The organism is Pseudoalteromonas sp. SWXJ133 (assembly GCF_015864365.1).
Lineage (GTDB): Bacteria > Pseudomonadota > Gammaproteobacteria > Enterobacterales > Alteromonadaceae > Pseudoalteromonas > Pseudoalteromonas arctica.
In genome coordinates this window covers 137,679-153,150 of record NZ_JADYXJ010000009.1, presented here as the reverse complement: position 1 = coordinate 153,150, position 15,472 = coordinate 137,679, and the positions used below count along the sequence as shown (strand labels likewise).

General features: G+C 39.2%; 16 protein-coding genes. 4 read left to right on the top strand and 12 right to left on the bottom strand.

What is annotated here, in order from left to right; genetic code table 11:
• Nucleotides 1-85: 85 nt before the first annotated feature.
• The 4 genes from I6F40_RS09455 to I6F40_RS09440 all read right to left on the bottom strand — a co-directional run bounded on the left by I6F40_RS09455 (nt 86) and on the right by I6F40_RS09440 (nt 3,581).
• Entirely contained in the window at nt 86-1,030 is a 945-nt protein-coding gene (locus tag I6F40_RS09455) for a hypothetical protein (protein ID WP_197192820.1), read from the bottom strand.
• Between the two features lie 109 nt (nt 1,031-1,139).
• Nucleotides 1,140-2,054 (bottom strand): DUF4868 domain-containing protein, encoded by a 915-nt coding sequence (locus I6F40_RS09450; protein WP_166376878.1) that lies wholly within the window; start codon nt 2,052-2,054, stop codon nt 1,140-1,142.
• Nucleotides 2,054-2,635: a hypothetical protein gene (locus I6F40_RS09445; RefSeq protein ID WP_166376877.1), complete on the bottom strand. Its 582-nt coding sequence runs from the start codon at nt 2,633-2,635 to the stop codon at nt 2,054-2,056. Before I6F40_RS09445 ends, I6F40_RS09450 begins: the two co-directional genes overlap by 1 nt.
• A 310-nt stretch (nt 2,636-2,945) precedes the next feature.
• The gene (locus I6F40_RS09440; RefSeq protein WP_166376876.1) at nt 2,946-3,581 is read right to left on the bottom strand and encodes a cold shock domain-containing protein; all 636 of its coding nucleotides are present in this window, start codon (nt 3,579-3,581) and stop codon (nt 2,946-2,948) included.
• A 461-nt stretch (nt 3,582-4,042) separates the two neighbouring features.
• Between I6F40_RS09440 and I6F40_RS09435 the strand changes: the two genes are divergently transcribed.
• Entirely contained in the window at nt 4,043-4,660 is a 618-nt protein-coding gene (locus tag I6F40_RS09435) for a trimeric intracellular cation channel family protein (protein WP_165728663.1), read from the top strand.
• A gap of 85 nt (nt 4,661-4,745) precedes the next feature.
• Here I6F40_RS09435 and I6F40_RS09430 read toward each other — a convergent pair whose 3' ends face one another.
• Together I6F40_RS09430 and I6F40_RS09425 are read right to left on the bottom strand one after the other, a co-directional pair.
• The gene (locus I6F40_RS09430) at nt 4,746-5,249 is read right to left on the bottom strand and encodes a DUF421 domain-containing protein (protein ID WP_166376875.1); all 504 of its coding nucleotides are present in this window, start codon (nt 5,247-5,249) and stop codon (nt 4,746-4,748) included.
• A gap of 63 nt (nt 5,250-5,312) precedes the next feature.
• Complete coding sequence (locus tag I6F40_RS09425; RefSeq protein ID WP_166376874.1) at nt 5,313-5,765, bottom strand: DUF302 domain-containing protein; 453 nt, start codon at nt 5,763-5,765, stop codon at nt 5,313-5,315.
• Between the two features lie 205 nt (nt 5,766-5,970).
• Here I6F40_RS09425 and I6F40_RS09420 point away from each other — a divergent pair, with 205 nt between their 5' ends.
• Both I6F40_RS09420 and gloA read left to right on the top strand, forming a co-directional pair.
• Entirely contained in the window at nt 5,971-6,354 is a 384-nt protein-coding gene (locus tag I6F40_RS09420) for a hypothetical protein (RefSeq protein ID WP_166376873.1), read from the top strand.
• A gap of 115 nt (nt 6,355-6,469) precedes the next feature.
• Nucleotides 6,470-6,997 carry a lactoylglutathione lyase gene (gene gloA, locus I6F40_RS09415; protein ID WP_166376872.1) on the top strand — a complete coding sequence of 176 codons (528 nt, stop codon included), beginning with the start codon at nt 6,470-6,472 and terminating at the stop codon, nt 6,995-6,997.
• A 90-nt stretch (nt 6,998-7,087) separates the two neighbouring features.
• Here the strand turns inward: gloA and htpX are convergent, their stop codons facing one another.
• The 6 genes from htpX to bioB all read right to left on the bottom strand — a co-directional run bounded on the left by htpX (nt 7,088) and on the right by bioB (nt 13,662).
• The gene (htpX, locus tag I6F40_RS09410) at nt 7,088-7,954 is read right to left on the bottom strand and encodes a protease HtpX (protein ID WP_166376871.1); all 867 of its coding nucleotides are present in this window, start codon (nt 7,952-7,954) and stop codon (nt 7,088-7,090) included.
• A 212-nt stretch (nt 7,955-8,166) separates the two neighbouring features.
• Complete coding sequence (locus tag I6F40_RS09405) at nt 8,167-9,738, bottom strand: FAD-dependent oxidoreductase (protein ID WP_166376870.1); 1,572 nt, start codon at nt 9,736-9,738, stop codon at nt 8,167-8,169.
• A 121-nt stretch (nt 9,739-9,859) separates the two neighbouring features.
• Nucleotides 9,860-10,543, bottom strand: coding sequence for a dethiobiotin synthase (gene bioD / locus I6F40_RS09400; RefSeq protein WP_166376869.1), 684 nt, complete (start codon nt 10,541-10,543; stop codon nt 9,860-9,862).
• A gap of 53 nt (nt 10,544-10,596) precedes the next feature.
• Nucleotides 10,597-11,463: a methyltransferase domain-containing protein gene (locus tag I6F40_RS09395; protein ID WP_166376868.1), complete on the bottom strand. Its 867-nt coding sequence runs from the start codon at nt 11,461-11,463 to the stop codon at nt 10,597-10,599.
• Nucleotides 11,460-12,611, bottom strand: a complete 1,152-nt coding sequence (locus tag I6F40_RS09390) for an aminotransferase class I/II-fold pyridoxal phosphate-dependent enzyme (RefSeq protein ID WP_166376867.1) — start codon at nt 12,609-12,611, stop codon at nt 11,460-11,462. Before I6F40_RS09390 ends, I6F40_RS09395 begins: the two co-directional genes overlap by 4 nt.
• Nucleotides 12,612-12,621: 10 nt before the next feature.
• Nucleotides 12,622-13,662, bottom strand: coding sequence for a biotin synthase BioB (gene bioB / locus I6F40_RS09385; protein ID WP_010552743.1), 1,041 nt, complete (start codon nt 13,660-13,662; stop codon nt 12,622-12,624).
• Nucleotides 13,663-13,756: 94 nt separating this feature from the next.
• On the opposite strand from bioB, the gene bioA reads away from it, so the two are divergent.
• On the top strand, nt 13,757-15,058 hold the full coding sequence (gene bioA / locus I6F40_RS09380) for an adenosylmethionine--8-amino-7-oxononanoate transaminase (RefSeq protein ID WP_166376866.1): 1,302 nt from the start codon (nt 13,757-13,759) through the stop codon (nt 15,056-15,058).
• Nucleotides 15,059-15,472 lie beyond the last annotated feature (414 nt).

Below are 15,472 nucleotides of genomic sequence, written 5' to 3'. Positions count from 1 at the left end.
TTTATTGCTGCAGAATACGTTGCGCGTTTTAATTTCGTCATTTTTTCACCCAAATTTGTATGCTTATTAGCATAACATTTCTTTCTTAATGGGTGGCCAAAATCACTGTACCACTACACTTATCTCGCTCAAAGTTCTCAATTGAAGTATCTAGCTCTTTACATATATCCCTTATACCGCAAAATATATATCTTCCTTGTCCATTACTCATATCTTTTAGTATTTGTTCTTTTTCATGGATATATATTCCAGGCACCTGAAAGCTGTCAAATGCACTATATGAAATATTAATTATCTTAGGAAAACCCAATCCAACAGGTTCAAACTCGCCAACTTCACGAAGTACAGGGTCTCTTCGGTCCGCTCCAGAAGCAAAAGCTACTCGTGAAATCTTTGACAGCAGTGTACTTTTACCTGAGCCATTCCTTCCTACTAACACAATAACTCTGCTAGGTAGCTTACTGCTGTGAGAATATTCTGGTGAGTCGAAGTTAAACTCTATCGGAGAGATTAATGACTTGTTGCTAAATTTGAAGCTTAAATCAATACTAGGTAATTTTTGATAATCTTTATTAATCATCATGGGAGGTAATATGAAGAGATCATCAGTTTCATCGAGATACCTCATTACAGAAGTACTCCAGCCTTCTTCGTTACTAAAAGGCTCTTTTAATTTTGGTTGTATAACTACATCATTCAATGCAGAAAATATGTAATCCCTCATATCAGAGTCAATATTCGCTAAGCGCTCATAATAATCTAAAGATTGACCTAAAGAGCAAAATTCTGGGTCGAGACTATCAATATCTCCAACGGCAAGCGCATGAGAATCGCTAGACTTTTGACCTTTTTTAAGGATTTTGACATCTCCAATAGAAACTGGCTCTCCATCTGAGCTATATGCACCAGATAAAAATAATTGATACTGAGTTTGGAAGCTATGATCATTCCAATTATCTTGTCGCAAGTAGAACTTGATGCTTTTTTCTTTCTTGTTATTTTTAGAGGATGGTGAAATAACTCTTATCAAAATACACCTCAGGATTAGGTTAAAACTTTAAGGACGGCTAACGCAGCCATAACTTGCCACATGAAGCGCAGCGTAAGGCGGTCAAATTGATGGCTTTGTTAGGCGCTCCTTACACTTGAACGGCATCTGGCACATCGTAAATATTTGCAGTTATTTCACTCATTAAGCGGTGATCTAAAAGAACTTGAAGGATAGTGCTTGTTGTGTCAGCACAAGGGACAATAGTATTATTTGCTAAATCAAAGTTAAGCCCCCAACCTCTAGCGGTATTTACAGCCATTAATTTTGTTATAAAATTGGGGCTCGTATAGACCTCTTTTACCTCAATAACTCCCATTCGGCGTAACTGCATTGAATTAGTACCAACATATTCAATGATAGGCTGTAAATCAGAGAATAAATTACTAAATGAAGGATTTTGCTGTAGTTGAGTAAATGCCTGTGAGTATGCCTCACGATATTTCATAGATGATTCGAAACCGCGCTTATTCGCTATAAATGCAACATTATTAATAACGTAAAAATCAAAGTTCTTTTCGATCGAGAAACTATTATCTACTACACCTGATAGTTCGCCATTCGTAAACACCATATTAATATACTTATTAGGATATGAAGTTTTCCAAGTAGAGGTAGATCTTTTCACAGCATATACGGTTACACCATTTGCTATGTATTTAACTACGTAGCCATTAGCACCTTTTAAATCATTGCTATCATTTATTCGATGCTCTGGTTCTAACCGATCAACTAATACCTTCAAATTTGAAAAATTTGTTGTTGTAGAATCTAGAGTTAAACAACTGTTTTCATTTGTCTGAGCAATATAAGAATATGGAGAGTGTTCTGTAATTCTCTCTATTTCCGTATTTACAAACGTTTTAAATTGTCGATTAAGATCCGTTTCCGTTTGAACATAAAAAGTTCTAAATTTTTCCTGTGACCTACTGTTTTTAAAAACCCATAAATGAGGTGTTGCATTGGCAAAGTCAAATGCTCTTAATAATTGAAACTCAGCATCCATTAGCTTATATCCTTTGAAATGTAAAAATCTTGAATTGATTGAAATTTATAATTACCTTGGGTTAGAGCTCCTTTCTTCAATACTCGAACATCCCTTTCTTGACCATTTATTACAATTTTTGCTTCATATAATTTCCAACCAAACATTAATAAAATCGGGTTCATTATTATTTGACCTGACTTATAAGTAATTGCAAACATCCATAGTAAAAACACCACGAACCCTAACATTTTCTCAGGAGCGTCATAACTTATCCCCATAAATGAAACTACGTAAGGAAACACGTAATTTATAATGTCATTCGGAATTGTTTTTGAGCTTTTAACTTCGCCATTGAATGGGTAATCAATTTTTTTCAAAGACATGTTTGAAATAATTACTGAAATAATGCTGATAACAATGAAAACAGTTGAAAAATATGGATGTTGAAACGGGTTAAATAAGCAATTATCTATGTCAGAAAAATTGCAAAATGAATTGCTCCACCATGATATAGGAATGTCTTGTACTGCTAGAATTAATGCTAGTGGCAAGTACGACCCTAAAAAAATTATAAATCCAGATGTAAGTTTAAACTGCATATATTAAGACCATTTAGATATCCTTGAGAAAATGTATGGGGCACACCTCGTACCAAAGCGCCTAACAGCTTATTGAACCCCACTTTTGGGGGTTATCCCCCCCAAAACGGCGTACATTACGTTGTTCGATAATTACACCAAACAACTCATTTATAAACAGATAATTACAATTGCTAATCAGTAGCCTTTGTTATTTAACCCCAAAACGACTTTCAATAATGTTATGGGACACAACTTACATAGCTTTATTTATACACAGCAATTAATTAATTCTATTTTTTTAAAGCTAAAAGCTTTATAGCCCTACCCTTTAAAACCGTGTATCCCTCTCACAAGGGTCACCATCCCTATCGCCATCCATTTTTGTATCCGGGCAGTTATTAATAAAAAATACAGCCTCTTCGCGTGAGCGCATTTCAGTACAATATTGCCTGCCATCACACGTAAAATTTTGCGTGCTTTTTGGAATAACGACTTTTGGGTATTTTTCATCAAAGGTGACTAAATCGTCATTTAAGAGAAAGGGAGTTTGGTTGCTTGAGTGAGCGTTGTATTTATTAATCGCATAAAAGCAAAGTGCAGCAATAAGCGCTATTGAGGCAACTTTACCTAAAAAGCTACTGGCAAAGTTAGATTTGGCAATCCGGTGCGGCTTGTTATGGCTTGTATTAGGATGTGGTGCATTCGCTGTTTTATTAAATGTTGCATTAGTTGTTTGATGTGGTGCTTTAAGCTCTGTAACGCCTTCTATGCGGCAGTTAATTGCTTTGGTTTTGCCGTCGGGCTGCGTTGCAACGTCAAAGTAAATGGTGTCGCCAACTTTAGGCTTGCGGCTCATGTGTTTGAGCGCTGATATGTGTATAAACGTATCGTGTTCTAGGGTGTCTGATTTAATAAAACCAAAACCTTTGTCTGATTTCCACGACTTTAACAATCCTTTGTGCATATGTGTGCCCTTAATAACCTGTAATGCTTAAACTGCGCTTTACGCTAGTTTCATCTAGTTAACACTTGTTATTATACGTCCCTAAATTAATACCATGCAACTATTTATTCATATTACGTTAATTTTACGCTCTATCCATTAAGCTTAATTATTAGACTTAACTATTAAATTTAGCTATTAATTAAAGCGCTAAAACTAGTGCCCTAAAAATGCTCATAGGACTAAAACCAAGTAAAAAATCAACCAGCTTTATTTTATAGCTAACGGATAAATGTCCTTTAAATTTTAATAATTAACCCTCAGCTCTACAGTGACTTAACAGGCTGTTTACACTGTATTTTATCATTAGTTATTTCTATCTGAATTAAGCTTTTTTAGTATGATTTCTCATTCGTTTTTTAGCTCATTTATCTATACAATCACTCCTTTATTTTTACGCACATATTTCAAGTGATTATCTCATGCTATTAACGATTGTTTATATTATTGGTATTACAGCAGAAGCCATGACTGGCGCACTTAGCGCAGGACGAATGAAAATGGATTGGTTTGGCGTAGTGCTAGTAGCCAGTGCGACCGCAATTGGTGGTGGCAGCGTACGAGATATATTACTAGGCAATTACCCGCTTACCTGGGTACAGCACCCTGAGTATTTATTAATTACTTGTATTGCCGGTATTGTTACTACGTGGTTGGCTAAATGGGTGGTTAAATTTAAAGGCATATTTATGCGCTTAGATGCCCTTGGTTTAGCTGCATTTAGTATTATTGGCTGCCAAGTGGGGCTAAATATGGGCTTGCACTATGGTATTTGTGTTGTGGCAGCCATTGTTACTGGCGTATTTGGTGGGTTACTGCGTGATTTAATATGTCGTCAAGCGCCGTTGGTATTACACAACGAGCTTTATGCTAGCGTGGCGTTAATTGTAGCGTGCTTATATTTAGCGCTGCACCATTACAATATTGACGACAACATAAGCATTATTGTAAGCCTAGTTGCAGGATACTTAATACGTATGGCATCAATACGCTTTAAATGGCGCTTACCTACGTTTAGTTTATTAGAACCGGCTAAATAGCTAAAATAGTTATATAAGACAGGCTTGAATCTGCTAGGCAATAAAGCCTGTCTTCTCTTTAATGATCTTTATTACTCTTTAATACTCACACTACATCGCTTAACGCGGTTTTAGAGCCACTGTTATTGTGTGGCATTACGCTAAAGCTGCCGTCTGTTTCGAGCACAACTGCGGCTACCTCTTCTATTGCAATAATACCTGCGCCCCGCACAGCGGCGCGAATTTCTGACTTTGTTACCCGTTGTGATTTAAGAGCTGAATCACAATACTCGCCATTACTTAACAATAACGTGGGTTTTGCTTTTACAAGCGCTGCAAATTTAGACGAGCGCACACTAAACCAGGTAATAGCGTATTGCAGCCCTATTAGTACCATAAAGGCTAGTATGCCCTCAGCTAACGGGACGCTTTTTGAAATAATAACAGACGCTAATATTGAGCCCAGCGCAATGGTGACTACAAAGTCGAACACATTCCACTTTGAAAGCGTACGTTTACCCGATACACGTAACCAAAACACCAGTGCTACATAACCCAGTACACCAATTAAAAGTACACGTAATAACCCCTGCATGTCATCGTAAAACATAATGGCTCCTTTTCTATTTTAACGCTTAGTGTAAGTGCTCGTTATTTATTTACACTTTTTAATTTATTGCTTAACCGTAGTTGTTACGAGTGTGTGTAATACTTTGCTTATTTTTTTAGCCGCTGGGCAATTTACAGCATTATGGCGCGCAGCTATATAAGTAGGATCGTTGTAACTTAACCACACTTGCGATTGTGCGTCTTCCCATACCAGTGCTTTGATCGGTAAATCAATACCTATTGTTTGTGCGCACTGCATAAGTGGTGTGCCGCCTTTGGGGTTACCAAATATAAGAACCTCTGTTGGGCGTAGTTGTTGCTCTACTTTTTTAGCACCGGCTGCGTGATCTATTCGTGCAAATATATTTAGCCCTTTTTGTTTTGCCAAATTCTCAAACTGATCCATAGTGGCTTTAGCGCTTAATGGGCTTTTTACTGAAATTAGTCCCTCTACTGCGTTAGCATTTGTAATAGCAAAGAGTAATGCGAGTCCAAAAATAATGTTTAATGTTTTCATACTTTCTCCTTTGAATATAAGTTTCTCTTTCACTTTTTTAAAATATTGATTGCTTTGCTGTCAAAAACTTATCAACTGTGGAGCGTAAAAGCTATAAATAATAAATTTACTCAATCGTTGTTTGGTGAGAATATTAACTGTTTTTCATAGAAGCCCGTAATGTTAGATGACGCTCTATGTAGTTGTTAAATTAAAAGGATTTATTTTGAAATTGATTAAACCGGTATTAACTTTGTCAATGATACTTTGTTTGCAAGGATGTATTTCATACGATTTAGTATATGTTGAAACACATACCACAGGAAAAATACCAAAAAGAGGAACAGCCGTAAAAGAAGTAAAATACAAAGGGGGTCTTAAGTGGGTTGGCATTATTATTTCACCATTAGCTCCATTCCCCATAATGTTCCCTTATGGTCGCGAACACACAACAACTTGGACCTCGAGAACAGATGGCATTGTTTACAAAGAAAGGCAATATACTAAATCTAAGGGCTATGGCTGTTTTTTTCTAGGCCCAGAGATAAGTGGCTGCAGCGATGAAGCTACGTGGGGTACTTTTTTTATAAATGATTTAAAGCTGCATTAACTATTATTAACCATTCTTTAATGCTTAGGTGAGTTTAAATTAAACTTAGAGTTGATTATGATAGTTTAAGCATTATATCTATGCTTTCGCTTCTTAATTATTAGAAAGGATCACCATGTCTAACTATAACGAATCTCCAGAACAAGTTGCACAAGCTACTCAAGGCTTTGTTATGCAGCAAACTATGTTGCGTATTAAAGATCCAAAACCATCGCTTGAATTTTACCAAAATGTATTAGGTATGAAGCTGTTAGGTAAGTATGATTTTCCTGGTATGGAGTTTACGCTTTACTTTTTAGGCTACGAGCAAGAATTGCCACAAGGTGATGATAAAACTAAAGCTGAATGGGTGTTTCGTCGCCCTGCGCTAATTGAGCTTACCCATAACTGGGGCACTGAAAGCGACGACAGCTTTGAGGGATACCACAGTGGTAACCAAGAACCTAAAGGATTTGGGCATATTGGTATTAGCGTACCGGATGTTTACGAAGCCTGTGAGCGCTTTGCAAAGTACAATGTAGAATTTGTTAAAAAACCAGATGATGGCTCAATGAAAGGCTTAGCTTTTATTAAAGACCCTGACGGTTACTGGATTGAAATACTCTCGGCTGAGGGTATTACTGAAATTATTCTGTCTCAGTAATTATTATTTCTCGATAACAAAAATATTACACATAAAAAAGCCTGCTAATGCAGGCTTTTGGTTATGTAGTAAGTAATATTTAAGCGTTACTTACGCAGTGCGCAGTGCGTCTATTCGCGCATCAAGTGGCGGGTGCGATGAAAACAGCTCAGCCATGCCTTTGCCACTTGCAATACCAAAGGCCATCATTGAGCCTTCTAATTGCGAAGGATGGTTTTGCTTTAATCGCTCAAGCGCTGATCGCATTTTATCAGCACCTACCAATTTTGCTGCGCCGCTGTCGGCTGCAAATTCACGTTTACGGCTGTAACTTGCCACTACTATGCTTGCTAGCACACCAAATAATACTTGGAATAACATGTCGAATAAGAAGTATGTCCAGCTACTGCCGCCCTCTTCTTTATCGCTATTAATAAAGTTATCTACAATGCCTGCCAATACTTTTGCGGCAAATATTACAAAGGTGTTTACCACGCCTTGTATTAGCGTAAGCGTTACCATGTCGCCGTTAGCCACGTGCGATACTTCGTGGGCAAGTACGGCTTCGGCCTGATCTTTGGTCATGTTGTGCATTAAGCCTGTGCTTACTGCCACTAATGAGTTGTTTTTACTAGGGCCCGTTGCAAACGCATTCATTTCTGGGCTGTCGTAAATAGCCACTTCTGGCATTTTAATACCTGCTTTTTGTGCTTGCGCAGATACCGTTTGTACAAGCCAATGTTCGGTTTCGTTTCGAGGCTGCGTAATTACATGCGCGCCTGTTGATTTTTTAGCGATCCATTTCGACATAAATAACGAAATAAACGATCCACCAAAACCAAATACGGTGGCTATAAGTAAAATTCCGCCAAGGCTACGATGGCTTAAGCCCAGCGCGCTCATTATTATTGAAAGCACTACACCTAATACCAACATAACCGCTAGGTTAGTTAATAAAAACAAAAATACACGTTTCATATTGTCCTCACAAAAATAGGTTTGATCACCGAACATAAAATTAAATTAGGTTAAAGCAATCACTGCGCCATGACACACTATGTCATAACGTTAGCGCTATTTTGTGACAAACTATGTCATAACACAAGTGTTATTTATGTGTTTATTGATAATTTTTTTAAGAAGAGTTTTACAGCAATTTTAAAACTGAAGTTTCTTTATAAATCAGCTTATTACAAGCTGTTATTTAGCTCTGCCATATCAATTGGAAATCCACGCTCGTGTGCCAATATGCGCGCAACTTCGTCAATACTTTCGCAGCTATTATGTTTAAGGTACGACCATTGATGAGTACTGCGGTGATGATTTACAGCAGGATCACTGCTTATTATTCCCAATTTTATAAACTCACCCACTATTTGATCTGCCGCTATTAACGTTGACGATGCTTTAACATTTTCGGCCCGTGCATAATTAATATGCGAATATAAACTTACATCGGCTACGCGCAAAGTGTCATCATCACCTGGGATTTGTTGCCCGCCAAACAAGGCATTATTTTGTTTATTAGCAGTTTTAAACGCAGGTACAAACTCGGCTACATAATCAATTGCTGTTTGGGTACGTGTTTGCAATGCTGCTTCATCCCAGCCATCTTTAATATAATGCAGGTATTTATTGGGGAGTTTAGGTTGAGCACTCATTGGTGTTGCATCAGCTAAGCCATCATTAAATAGCGTAATGTCGTTGGTCATGCCGTGTATTTGAAAATAACCATTTGGGTAAGGCGTTAGCTGCGCCATGCCCTCTGGTGTGCCACGGTTACCGTAAATAATAATTTCGGGTATTTGCCCACCAGCACCTTGCCAATGAGTAATGTAAGAGGCTTTAAATTCGACCATGCGTTTTACATCTACCCCAACCAGGTCGTCAATAATACCGGTTTGAAAACCACACGCATTAATTAGGTAATCTACCTCAATGGTTTGTGTATCAGTTGGAGTATCAGGTTGTTCATCAAGGCTTTGCTCTGATTGGTATTCAATGCGCCACTTAAGTGTTTGCTTATCATTATTGGTATTAATAATTGACGATACATTTTTAACACTGGTGTTTGTTAAAACGTGAGCGTGTTTGTACTGTGCAAGGGCGAGCTGTGCACTGGCCGATAAACGAAATATATTCCAACCATATTCTTGTGCAACAATAAGCGGAAACTTTAGCTTATCTAAATCTAAATGCTTAGCAACGGGTATCATCCACTCATCTAACGACGTGGGCTTCGCTACTTGTTTTTGCTTAGCAAGCTTTAGCATTTGCTCATAACTATATAACTGATAATAATGCTCTGGCTCGCCTAATATTTTGTTAGCGCTATCTTGCTCAACAAGCTCGCTGTAGGCTTTTACTAATTTATTTAAACGCGGAAATAAATCCTCTGGTGCTTCGTCATCGCGCTTGGGTACGGCAAATACTGTGGGGCGAACATCGATGGTGTGAGGATAAAGGCGCGCAATGTCTATACATTGCTTGAGTAAATCTATGCAGTCTTCATCGGGTATTTCACGGTATAAGTTGCCACCTGCATGCAAATGACACATTGGAGGGCCATCAATTAACGACTTTTTCTTTTCAAGTACATAAGTTTCTAACCCTAACGCAGCAAGCCTAATGGCTATTGTGGCGCCAGCTGTGCCCCCACCTATTATTCCTACGCGTTTTTTAGGTAAGCCATAGTTTAGTGCTTTTGGCTCAGCGCTTACGTGCGCATTTTGGGCGTAGCGTTGAATAAATGGGTGCGTCATATAGTCGTTATGTCCTTAGTAACATTGTCTTTAAGCAAGCTATGTATTTATAAACGTTTATATGTGTACTAAGGCTGACTATTTCAAGATTTACTTAAAAAAGTAACTTTTTTAAAACCACTTAAGTGTTTATAGATAACGCACTAAGCAAGCTTTTGTATATTTGTAACTTAGGAGTTTGCTCGCTGTATGGGCTTATGGCAAGTATTGGGAACGGTAAACGTGCTTTGAGTGAATCAAGGTTTGCTTGATACTCGTCCATGTTTTTATCGACTTGGTTTGCAATCCAACCAACGCAGTTTATACCCATACTTTGCATATGCGCAGCGGTTAGTAACGCATGATTTAAGCAACCTAATTTCATACCAACAACGAGTATTACCGGCAGTTGCTCTGCTTTAACCCAGTCGTATAAATACTCCGTATTGTTAATAGGTAACGCCCAGCCACCAGCACCTTCAGTTAGTATGTAATTAGCTCCCTGTTGTTTTACACCTTTATAAGCATCGCTTAGTTTATCTACAGTAATACTCACTCCAACTTGCTCAGCGGCTATGTGCGGCGCAATAGGTGGTGCAAACGCAAACGGATTTACTACGTCGTATTTAGCGCTCACTGTTGCGCTTTCCATTAGTATAAGAGCATCGGCGTTTACTAGTTGATCGAACGCCATTTCGCAGCCAGCAGCAAGGGGTTTAAAACCAATGGCTTGTTTTTTGTGTTGGGCAAGTAACTTTAATAGCAAACTGGTAACGTGGGTTTTTCCGGCATCGGTGTCGGTGCCTGTTATAAAAAATTCTTTCATTACTTTGCCTTATGATCTGAATCTAACTTTGGTTTAAGTTTTAACTTAAGCAATTAATCGCTTTTTTGTAATGATAACAGCACCACATGATAAGACACACATGCTTTGTTATTTATAAGCGGATACGCACTGCATACTTTTTGTAGCGCCGATTTAGTAAGTAACCCTTGACGTGTATTGGTATGATTTTGCGTAGTTGCACCTATAGCTTTAATTGAGGCAATAGCTTTTAAAGGTGTTGTGTATTCATCGGTGTAAATACGTTTTTGAGCGCTGTTAATAGTAAACCCTGCTTTTTGGACTGATTGGTTTATATGCAACTCACTATTAAAGGTATTTATGTGGCTGTTAGAATCGAGCGCTGCAAAGGCTGTTTTTATTTCGTTAAGTGAGCCCTCTACCGCAGCGCTTATGTACGCCTGCCCGCCTGGTTTTAATATGCTGTAAAGTGATTGCATTAAAGCCGAAAAATTAGCAGACCACTGCACTGCAAAATTACTGTAAATTACATCAACACTGTTTGCTTGCAGCGGTAAGTTATCCATATCGGCGCATATTTTTGGTGCGGTTAAATCACTACTTTGTAGCATGTTTAAGCTCAAATCCATGGCAATAACGCTTGCAAACATACTTTGTAAGGTATGCGTATTAACAAGTGGGCCTGCGCCTAAATCAACACAAAGCATATTTTTATTAAAGCCTGGTTTTATGAGTGCAAATAGATCGCTCGCTGCGTGTTTTTGTACATTTGCATGAGTGTTATAACGCGCTGCCGCCTTTGAAAACTTACTTTGTGTAGACTTTTTAAGCTCCTTGCTTAAATCCTTGTTTAACTCTATATCCAATTCGCTACTTACTAGGCACGGTTTTACAAGTTGTGTTTGCACTAGGTCTGTTTTTAATACTGGCTGAGCAGTCATGCTATTGCACCTACTAAATGCTTAACTAAGTGCGTTATGTCTTGCTCGGTATGTGCGGCGGTTAAAGTAATGCGTAAACGTGAGCTGTTATGTGCAACCGTCGGCGGTCTAATTGCAGTGAGCCAAATACCCTGTTGTTTAAGTTTATCTGCCGCTTGCAACGTTTGCTCAGCGCAGCCTAATACAATGGGTTGTATGGCTGTGTTTGATTCCATTACAGCAATATTATGGGTTTTAGCGAGTTGCTTAAATAACGCAATATTGGCATTTAGTTTATCGCGTTTATCATTGGCTGTTTTTATGCTTTTAATACGCGCAAGTGTGTGACTTGCCATAAGCGGCGACATAGCGGTTGAATACGTGTAATCGCGATTAAATTGCAGCATGTAATCAATAAACTGTTTACTGCCTAATACACACGCGCCACTACTGGCAACTGCTTTACCAAAGGTAATGACTAATATATCTGGCAGCGTTTGAGTAATAAATGCTTCGCAACTGCCCAAACCGGTTTTGCCTAATGCACCAAAGCCGTGTGCGTCGTCAATCATTAGCCATGCGTTATGCTGTTTTGCAAGTGCGAGTAATTCTTTAAGAGGCGCGGTATCGCCATCCATCGAAAATACGCCTTCGCTTATAATCAGCTTGTTTTGCGCTTTTGATTTTTCGAGCTGTGAACGTAAATGATTCATGTCGTTGTGATTAAAACGCACTAATGCCGCGTTACAATGCAGAGCACCGTCAATCAAGCTTGCATGATTTAACTTATCTTGAAAAATAGCGCTGTTTTGCGCAGCCGCTTTATCTTGAAACAACGCTTTAATTACGCTGCTATTAGCGCTAAACCCTGAGTTAAACAGCATCCCTGCGCCATAACCAAATTGCTCGCATAAGTATTGTTCGAGCACTTTTTGCTGCGCCTGATAACCGGTAACCAATGCTGAGCTGTGACTCCCTAATGCGTGGGAGTCATTAATATTAACAGCCTCATCAGCAAAACCTAAATAGTCGTTACTGGCAAAGTTAAGGTAGGCTTTATTATTAACCGTTATGGTGCGCGCTGTTGCATGTTGCACTACGTGGCGTTTACGAAGTAACGCATCTTGCTGGCGAGCCTGCAGATGCGTGTTTATAAAATCAAAAGGCATTGATATAAGCCTACGCTTCGTAAAACAATTCAGACGTTGCTTTGTCGGCTACTTGCGATGAAAGCGAGGCTTCTACTGCTTCGTCTGAATAGTCGTGACGCTTTTCTGGGTTCATGCCTAATTTTTTAATTAGGTTCATATCGGCATCAGCGTCTGGGTTTTCGGTGGTAAGAAGTTTGTCGCCATAAAATATTGAGTTAGCGCCTGCAAAAAAGCACATTGACTGCATTTGCTCGTTCATGGCGTTACGCCCTGCCGATAAACGCACATAACTGTGTGGCATCATAATGCGCGCTGTTGCAATGGTACGTACAAATTCAAAGTGATCTAAATCGTCTGCGTTTTCAAGCGGTGTGCCTTTAACTTTAACGAGCATATTAATAGGCACGCTTTCTGGCTGTTGTGGCAAATTAGCTAGCTGCATCAGTAACCCATAACGGTCGCTTGCTTGCTCGCCCATACCGACTATTCCGCCCGAGCATACTTTCATACCAGCATCGCGTACGTGGTCAATGGTATTTAATCTATCTTGAAAAGTACGGGTTGATATAATTTGCTCGTAATACTCAGGTGACGTGTCAAGGTTGTGATTATAGTAATCAAGCCCAGCGTCGCGAAGCTCATGAGCTTTTTCGTTAGTGAGTTTACCCAGCGTCATGCAGGTTTCTAACCCTAGCTCTTTTACTTCTTTAACCATTTGCGAAATGTATGGCATGTCTCTGTCTTTTGGATCTGACCATGCAGCGCCCATACAAAAACGGGTCGCGCCTTTTTGTTTTGCAAGGCGCGCTTGCTCTACTACTTTTTCTACTTCTATTAAGCGTTCGCGTTCTAAATCAGTTCGGTAATGCCCCGACTGCGGGCAATACTTACAATCTTCTGGGCAAGCGCCTGTTTTAATTGATAACAACGTAGAAATTTGCACTTCATTTGGGTTGAAGTTAGCACGGTGAACCGATGCGGCTTTAAAAAGTAAATCGTTAAATGGCATTTCAAATAATGCTTTAACTTCAGCGTGGGTCCAATCGTGACGAACAGGTGCAAGTTCCATAATACTCTCTTATTTTTTTCTCAGCGGTGATATTGGCTTAGTCTACGAGTTGAAGTAACATTGTCAACGAAGTCCATCTAGTTAAAGTTTACATATGATTAAAAAGAATACGATTGACCTTGATTTTGATCGTGAGCACATTTGGCACCCATATACATCTATGACTAAGCCAATTCCGGTATATCCCGTTACACATGCTAATCACAATATTATTCACCTAGAAACTGGCGAGCAATTAATCGATGGCATGGCCTCGTGGTGGAGCGCAATTCATGGCTATAACCACCCTGTTATAAATAATGCCATGATTGAGCAAATTAATAGTATGAGCCACATTATGTTTGGCGGTATTACGCATAGCAGCGCGGTAGAGCTGTGCAAAAAAATAGTAAATATAACGCCGCCTAGTTTAACTAAAGTATTTTTAGCCGACAGCGGATCGGTAAGTGTTGAAGTGGCAATAAAAATGGCGCTGCAATATTGGTTAAGCCAAGGCATTACAACAAAACAAAAATTAATGACGCCTTACAAGGGCTACCATGGCGACACCTTTGCAGCCATGAGCGTATGCGACCCCGTTAACTCAATGCATAATTTATATTCAGGCTTTTTACCTGAGCACGTTTTTGTACCCGCACCAGTAAGTAAGTTTGGAAGCGAGTTTGACCAGGCAGAAGCCCAAGAGCTTGAAGAATACTTTAAAGCAAACCACAGCCAAGTAGCCGCCTTTATCATTGAGCCTATTGTACAAAACGCGGGGGGTATGAACTTTTATCACCCCGATTATTTAGCCTGCGTGCGTAAGTTATGTACGCAATATAACGTATTGCTAATTTGCGACGAAATTGCCACAGGCTTTGGCCGTACAGGTAAGTTATTTGCGGTAGAGCACGCTAATATAGAGCCCGATATAATGTGTATTGGTAAAGCGTTAACTGGCGGCTCAATGACCCTGTCGGCCACTATCACTAGCGATAAAATAGCCATTGGCATAAGCGAAGGTGAAGCGGGTGTTTTAATGCACGGCCCTACTTTTATGGGTAACCCGCTTGCCTGTGCTGCGGCCTGCGCAAGTATTGATTTATTACTTGAGCAAAACTGGCAACAACGAATAAAGCAAATAAATACCCAACTACAACAACTTAATAAATGCAGTGAACTAGATGCGGTTGCCAATGTACGTACCTTAGGTGCAATAGGCGTTGTTGAGCTAAACGAGGCTGCTGGCAATGTTGATGTTGCTAAAATTCAGGCTTATTTTGTAGAGCAAGGCGTATGGATACGCCCATTCGGTAAACTAATTTACCTCATGCCACCGTATATAAGTGACGACACCAGTATAAAAACACTGTGTGATGCCATTTATAATGCCATTAAAGGCAAGCATTACGCTTAATAGCTAGGGCGTGTTGATCTTTGGTAGGTGAATTTGCAGCAGTATGTTTGGTTTTTAGGCAAGGCAGAGCCTATGTAGTGTGGTTATTCCCCATAAATAGGCGATAACGCAGCATAAATGACAAACATGCGCTGCCCTTTGGGTTCTTTCTAGGGACGATAAACTCTTTGTTACTCGGTTTTTACTTAGCCCACTAGGTTACAAACCTCGCGCCGCGATTTAATCGTCCCTAGATTGAACAAATTTCAATCCGCAAAGGTCAACACGCCCTAATCTTACAGGTTATAGCGATATTTGCTGTAACCTACCGCTACATTTAGTGTTTTTATCTATTAAGCGAGTTTGTAGTTATTGATCTCGTTAACTATTAGCTATATGATAATGTCTATCATTTACAATTACCTTTTTGGACTT

What these genes read in the sequence shown, in the direction of transcription:
- bioA (WP_166376866.1), top strand. Translation starts at nt 13,757, where the DNA reads ATGATTAAAAAGAATACGATTGACCTTGATTTTGATCGTGAGCACATT.
- I6F40_RS09445 (WP_166376877.1), bottom strand. Translation starts at nt 2,635, where the DNA reads ATGCAGTTTAAACTTACATCTGGATTTATAATTTTTTTAGGGTCGTAC.
- I6F40_RS09435 (WP_165728663.1), top strand. Translation starts at nt 4,043, where the DNA reads ATGCTATTAACGATTGTTTATATTATTGGTATTACAGCAGAAGCCATG.
- I6F40_RS09450 (WP_166376878.1), bottom strand. Translation starts at nt 2,054, where the DNA reads ATGGATGCTGAGTTTCAATTATTAAGAGCATTTGACTTTGCCAATGCA.
- gloA (WP_166376872.1), top strand. Translation starts at nt 6,470, where the DNA reads ATGTCTAACTATAACGAATCTCCAGAACAAGTTGCACAAGCTACTCAA.
- I6F40_RS09395 (WP_166376868.1), bottom strand. Translation starts at nt 11,463, where the DNA reads ATGACTGCTCAGCCAGTATTAAAAACAGACCTAGTGCAAACACAACTT.
- I6F40_RS09405 (WP_166376870.1), bottom strand. Translation starts at nt 9,738, where the DNA reads ATGACGCACCCATTTATTCAACGCTACGCCCAAAATGCGCACGTAAGC.
- I6F40_RS09425 (WP_166376874.1), bottom strand. Translation starts at nt 5,765, where the DNA reads ATGAAAACATTAAACATTATTTTTGGACTCGCATTACTCTTTGCTATT.
- I6F40_RS09440 (WP_166376876.1), bottom strand. Translation starts at nt 3,581, where the DNA reads ATGCACAAAGGATTGTTAAAGTCGTGGAAATCAGACAAAGGTTTTGGT.
- bioB (WP_010552743.1), bottom strand. Translation starts at nt 13,662, where the DNA reads ATGGAACTTGCACCTGTTCGTCACGATTGGACCCACGCTGAAGTTAAA.
- I6F40_RS09430 (WP_166376875.1), bottom strand. Translation starts at nt 5,249, where the DNA reads ATGTTTTACGATGACATGCAGGGGTTATTACGTGTACTTTTAATTGGT.
- bioD (WP_166376869.1), bottom strand. Translation starts at nt 10,543, where the DNA reads ATGAAAGAATTTTTTATAACAGGCACCGACACCGATGCCGGAAAAACC.
- htpX (WP_166376871.1), bottom strand. Translation starts at nt 7,954, where the DNA reads ATGAAACGTGTATTTTTGTTTTTATTAACTAACCTAGCGGTTATGTTG.
- I6F40_RS09390 (WP_166376867.1), bottom strand. Translation starts at nt 12,611, where the DNA reads ATGCCTTTTGATTTTATAAACACGCATCTGCAGGCTCGCCAGCAAGAT.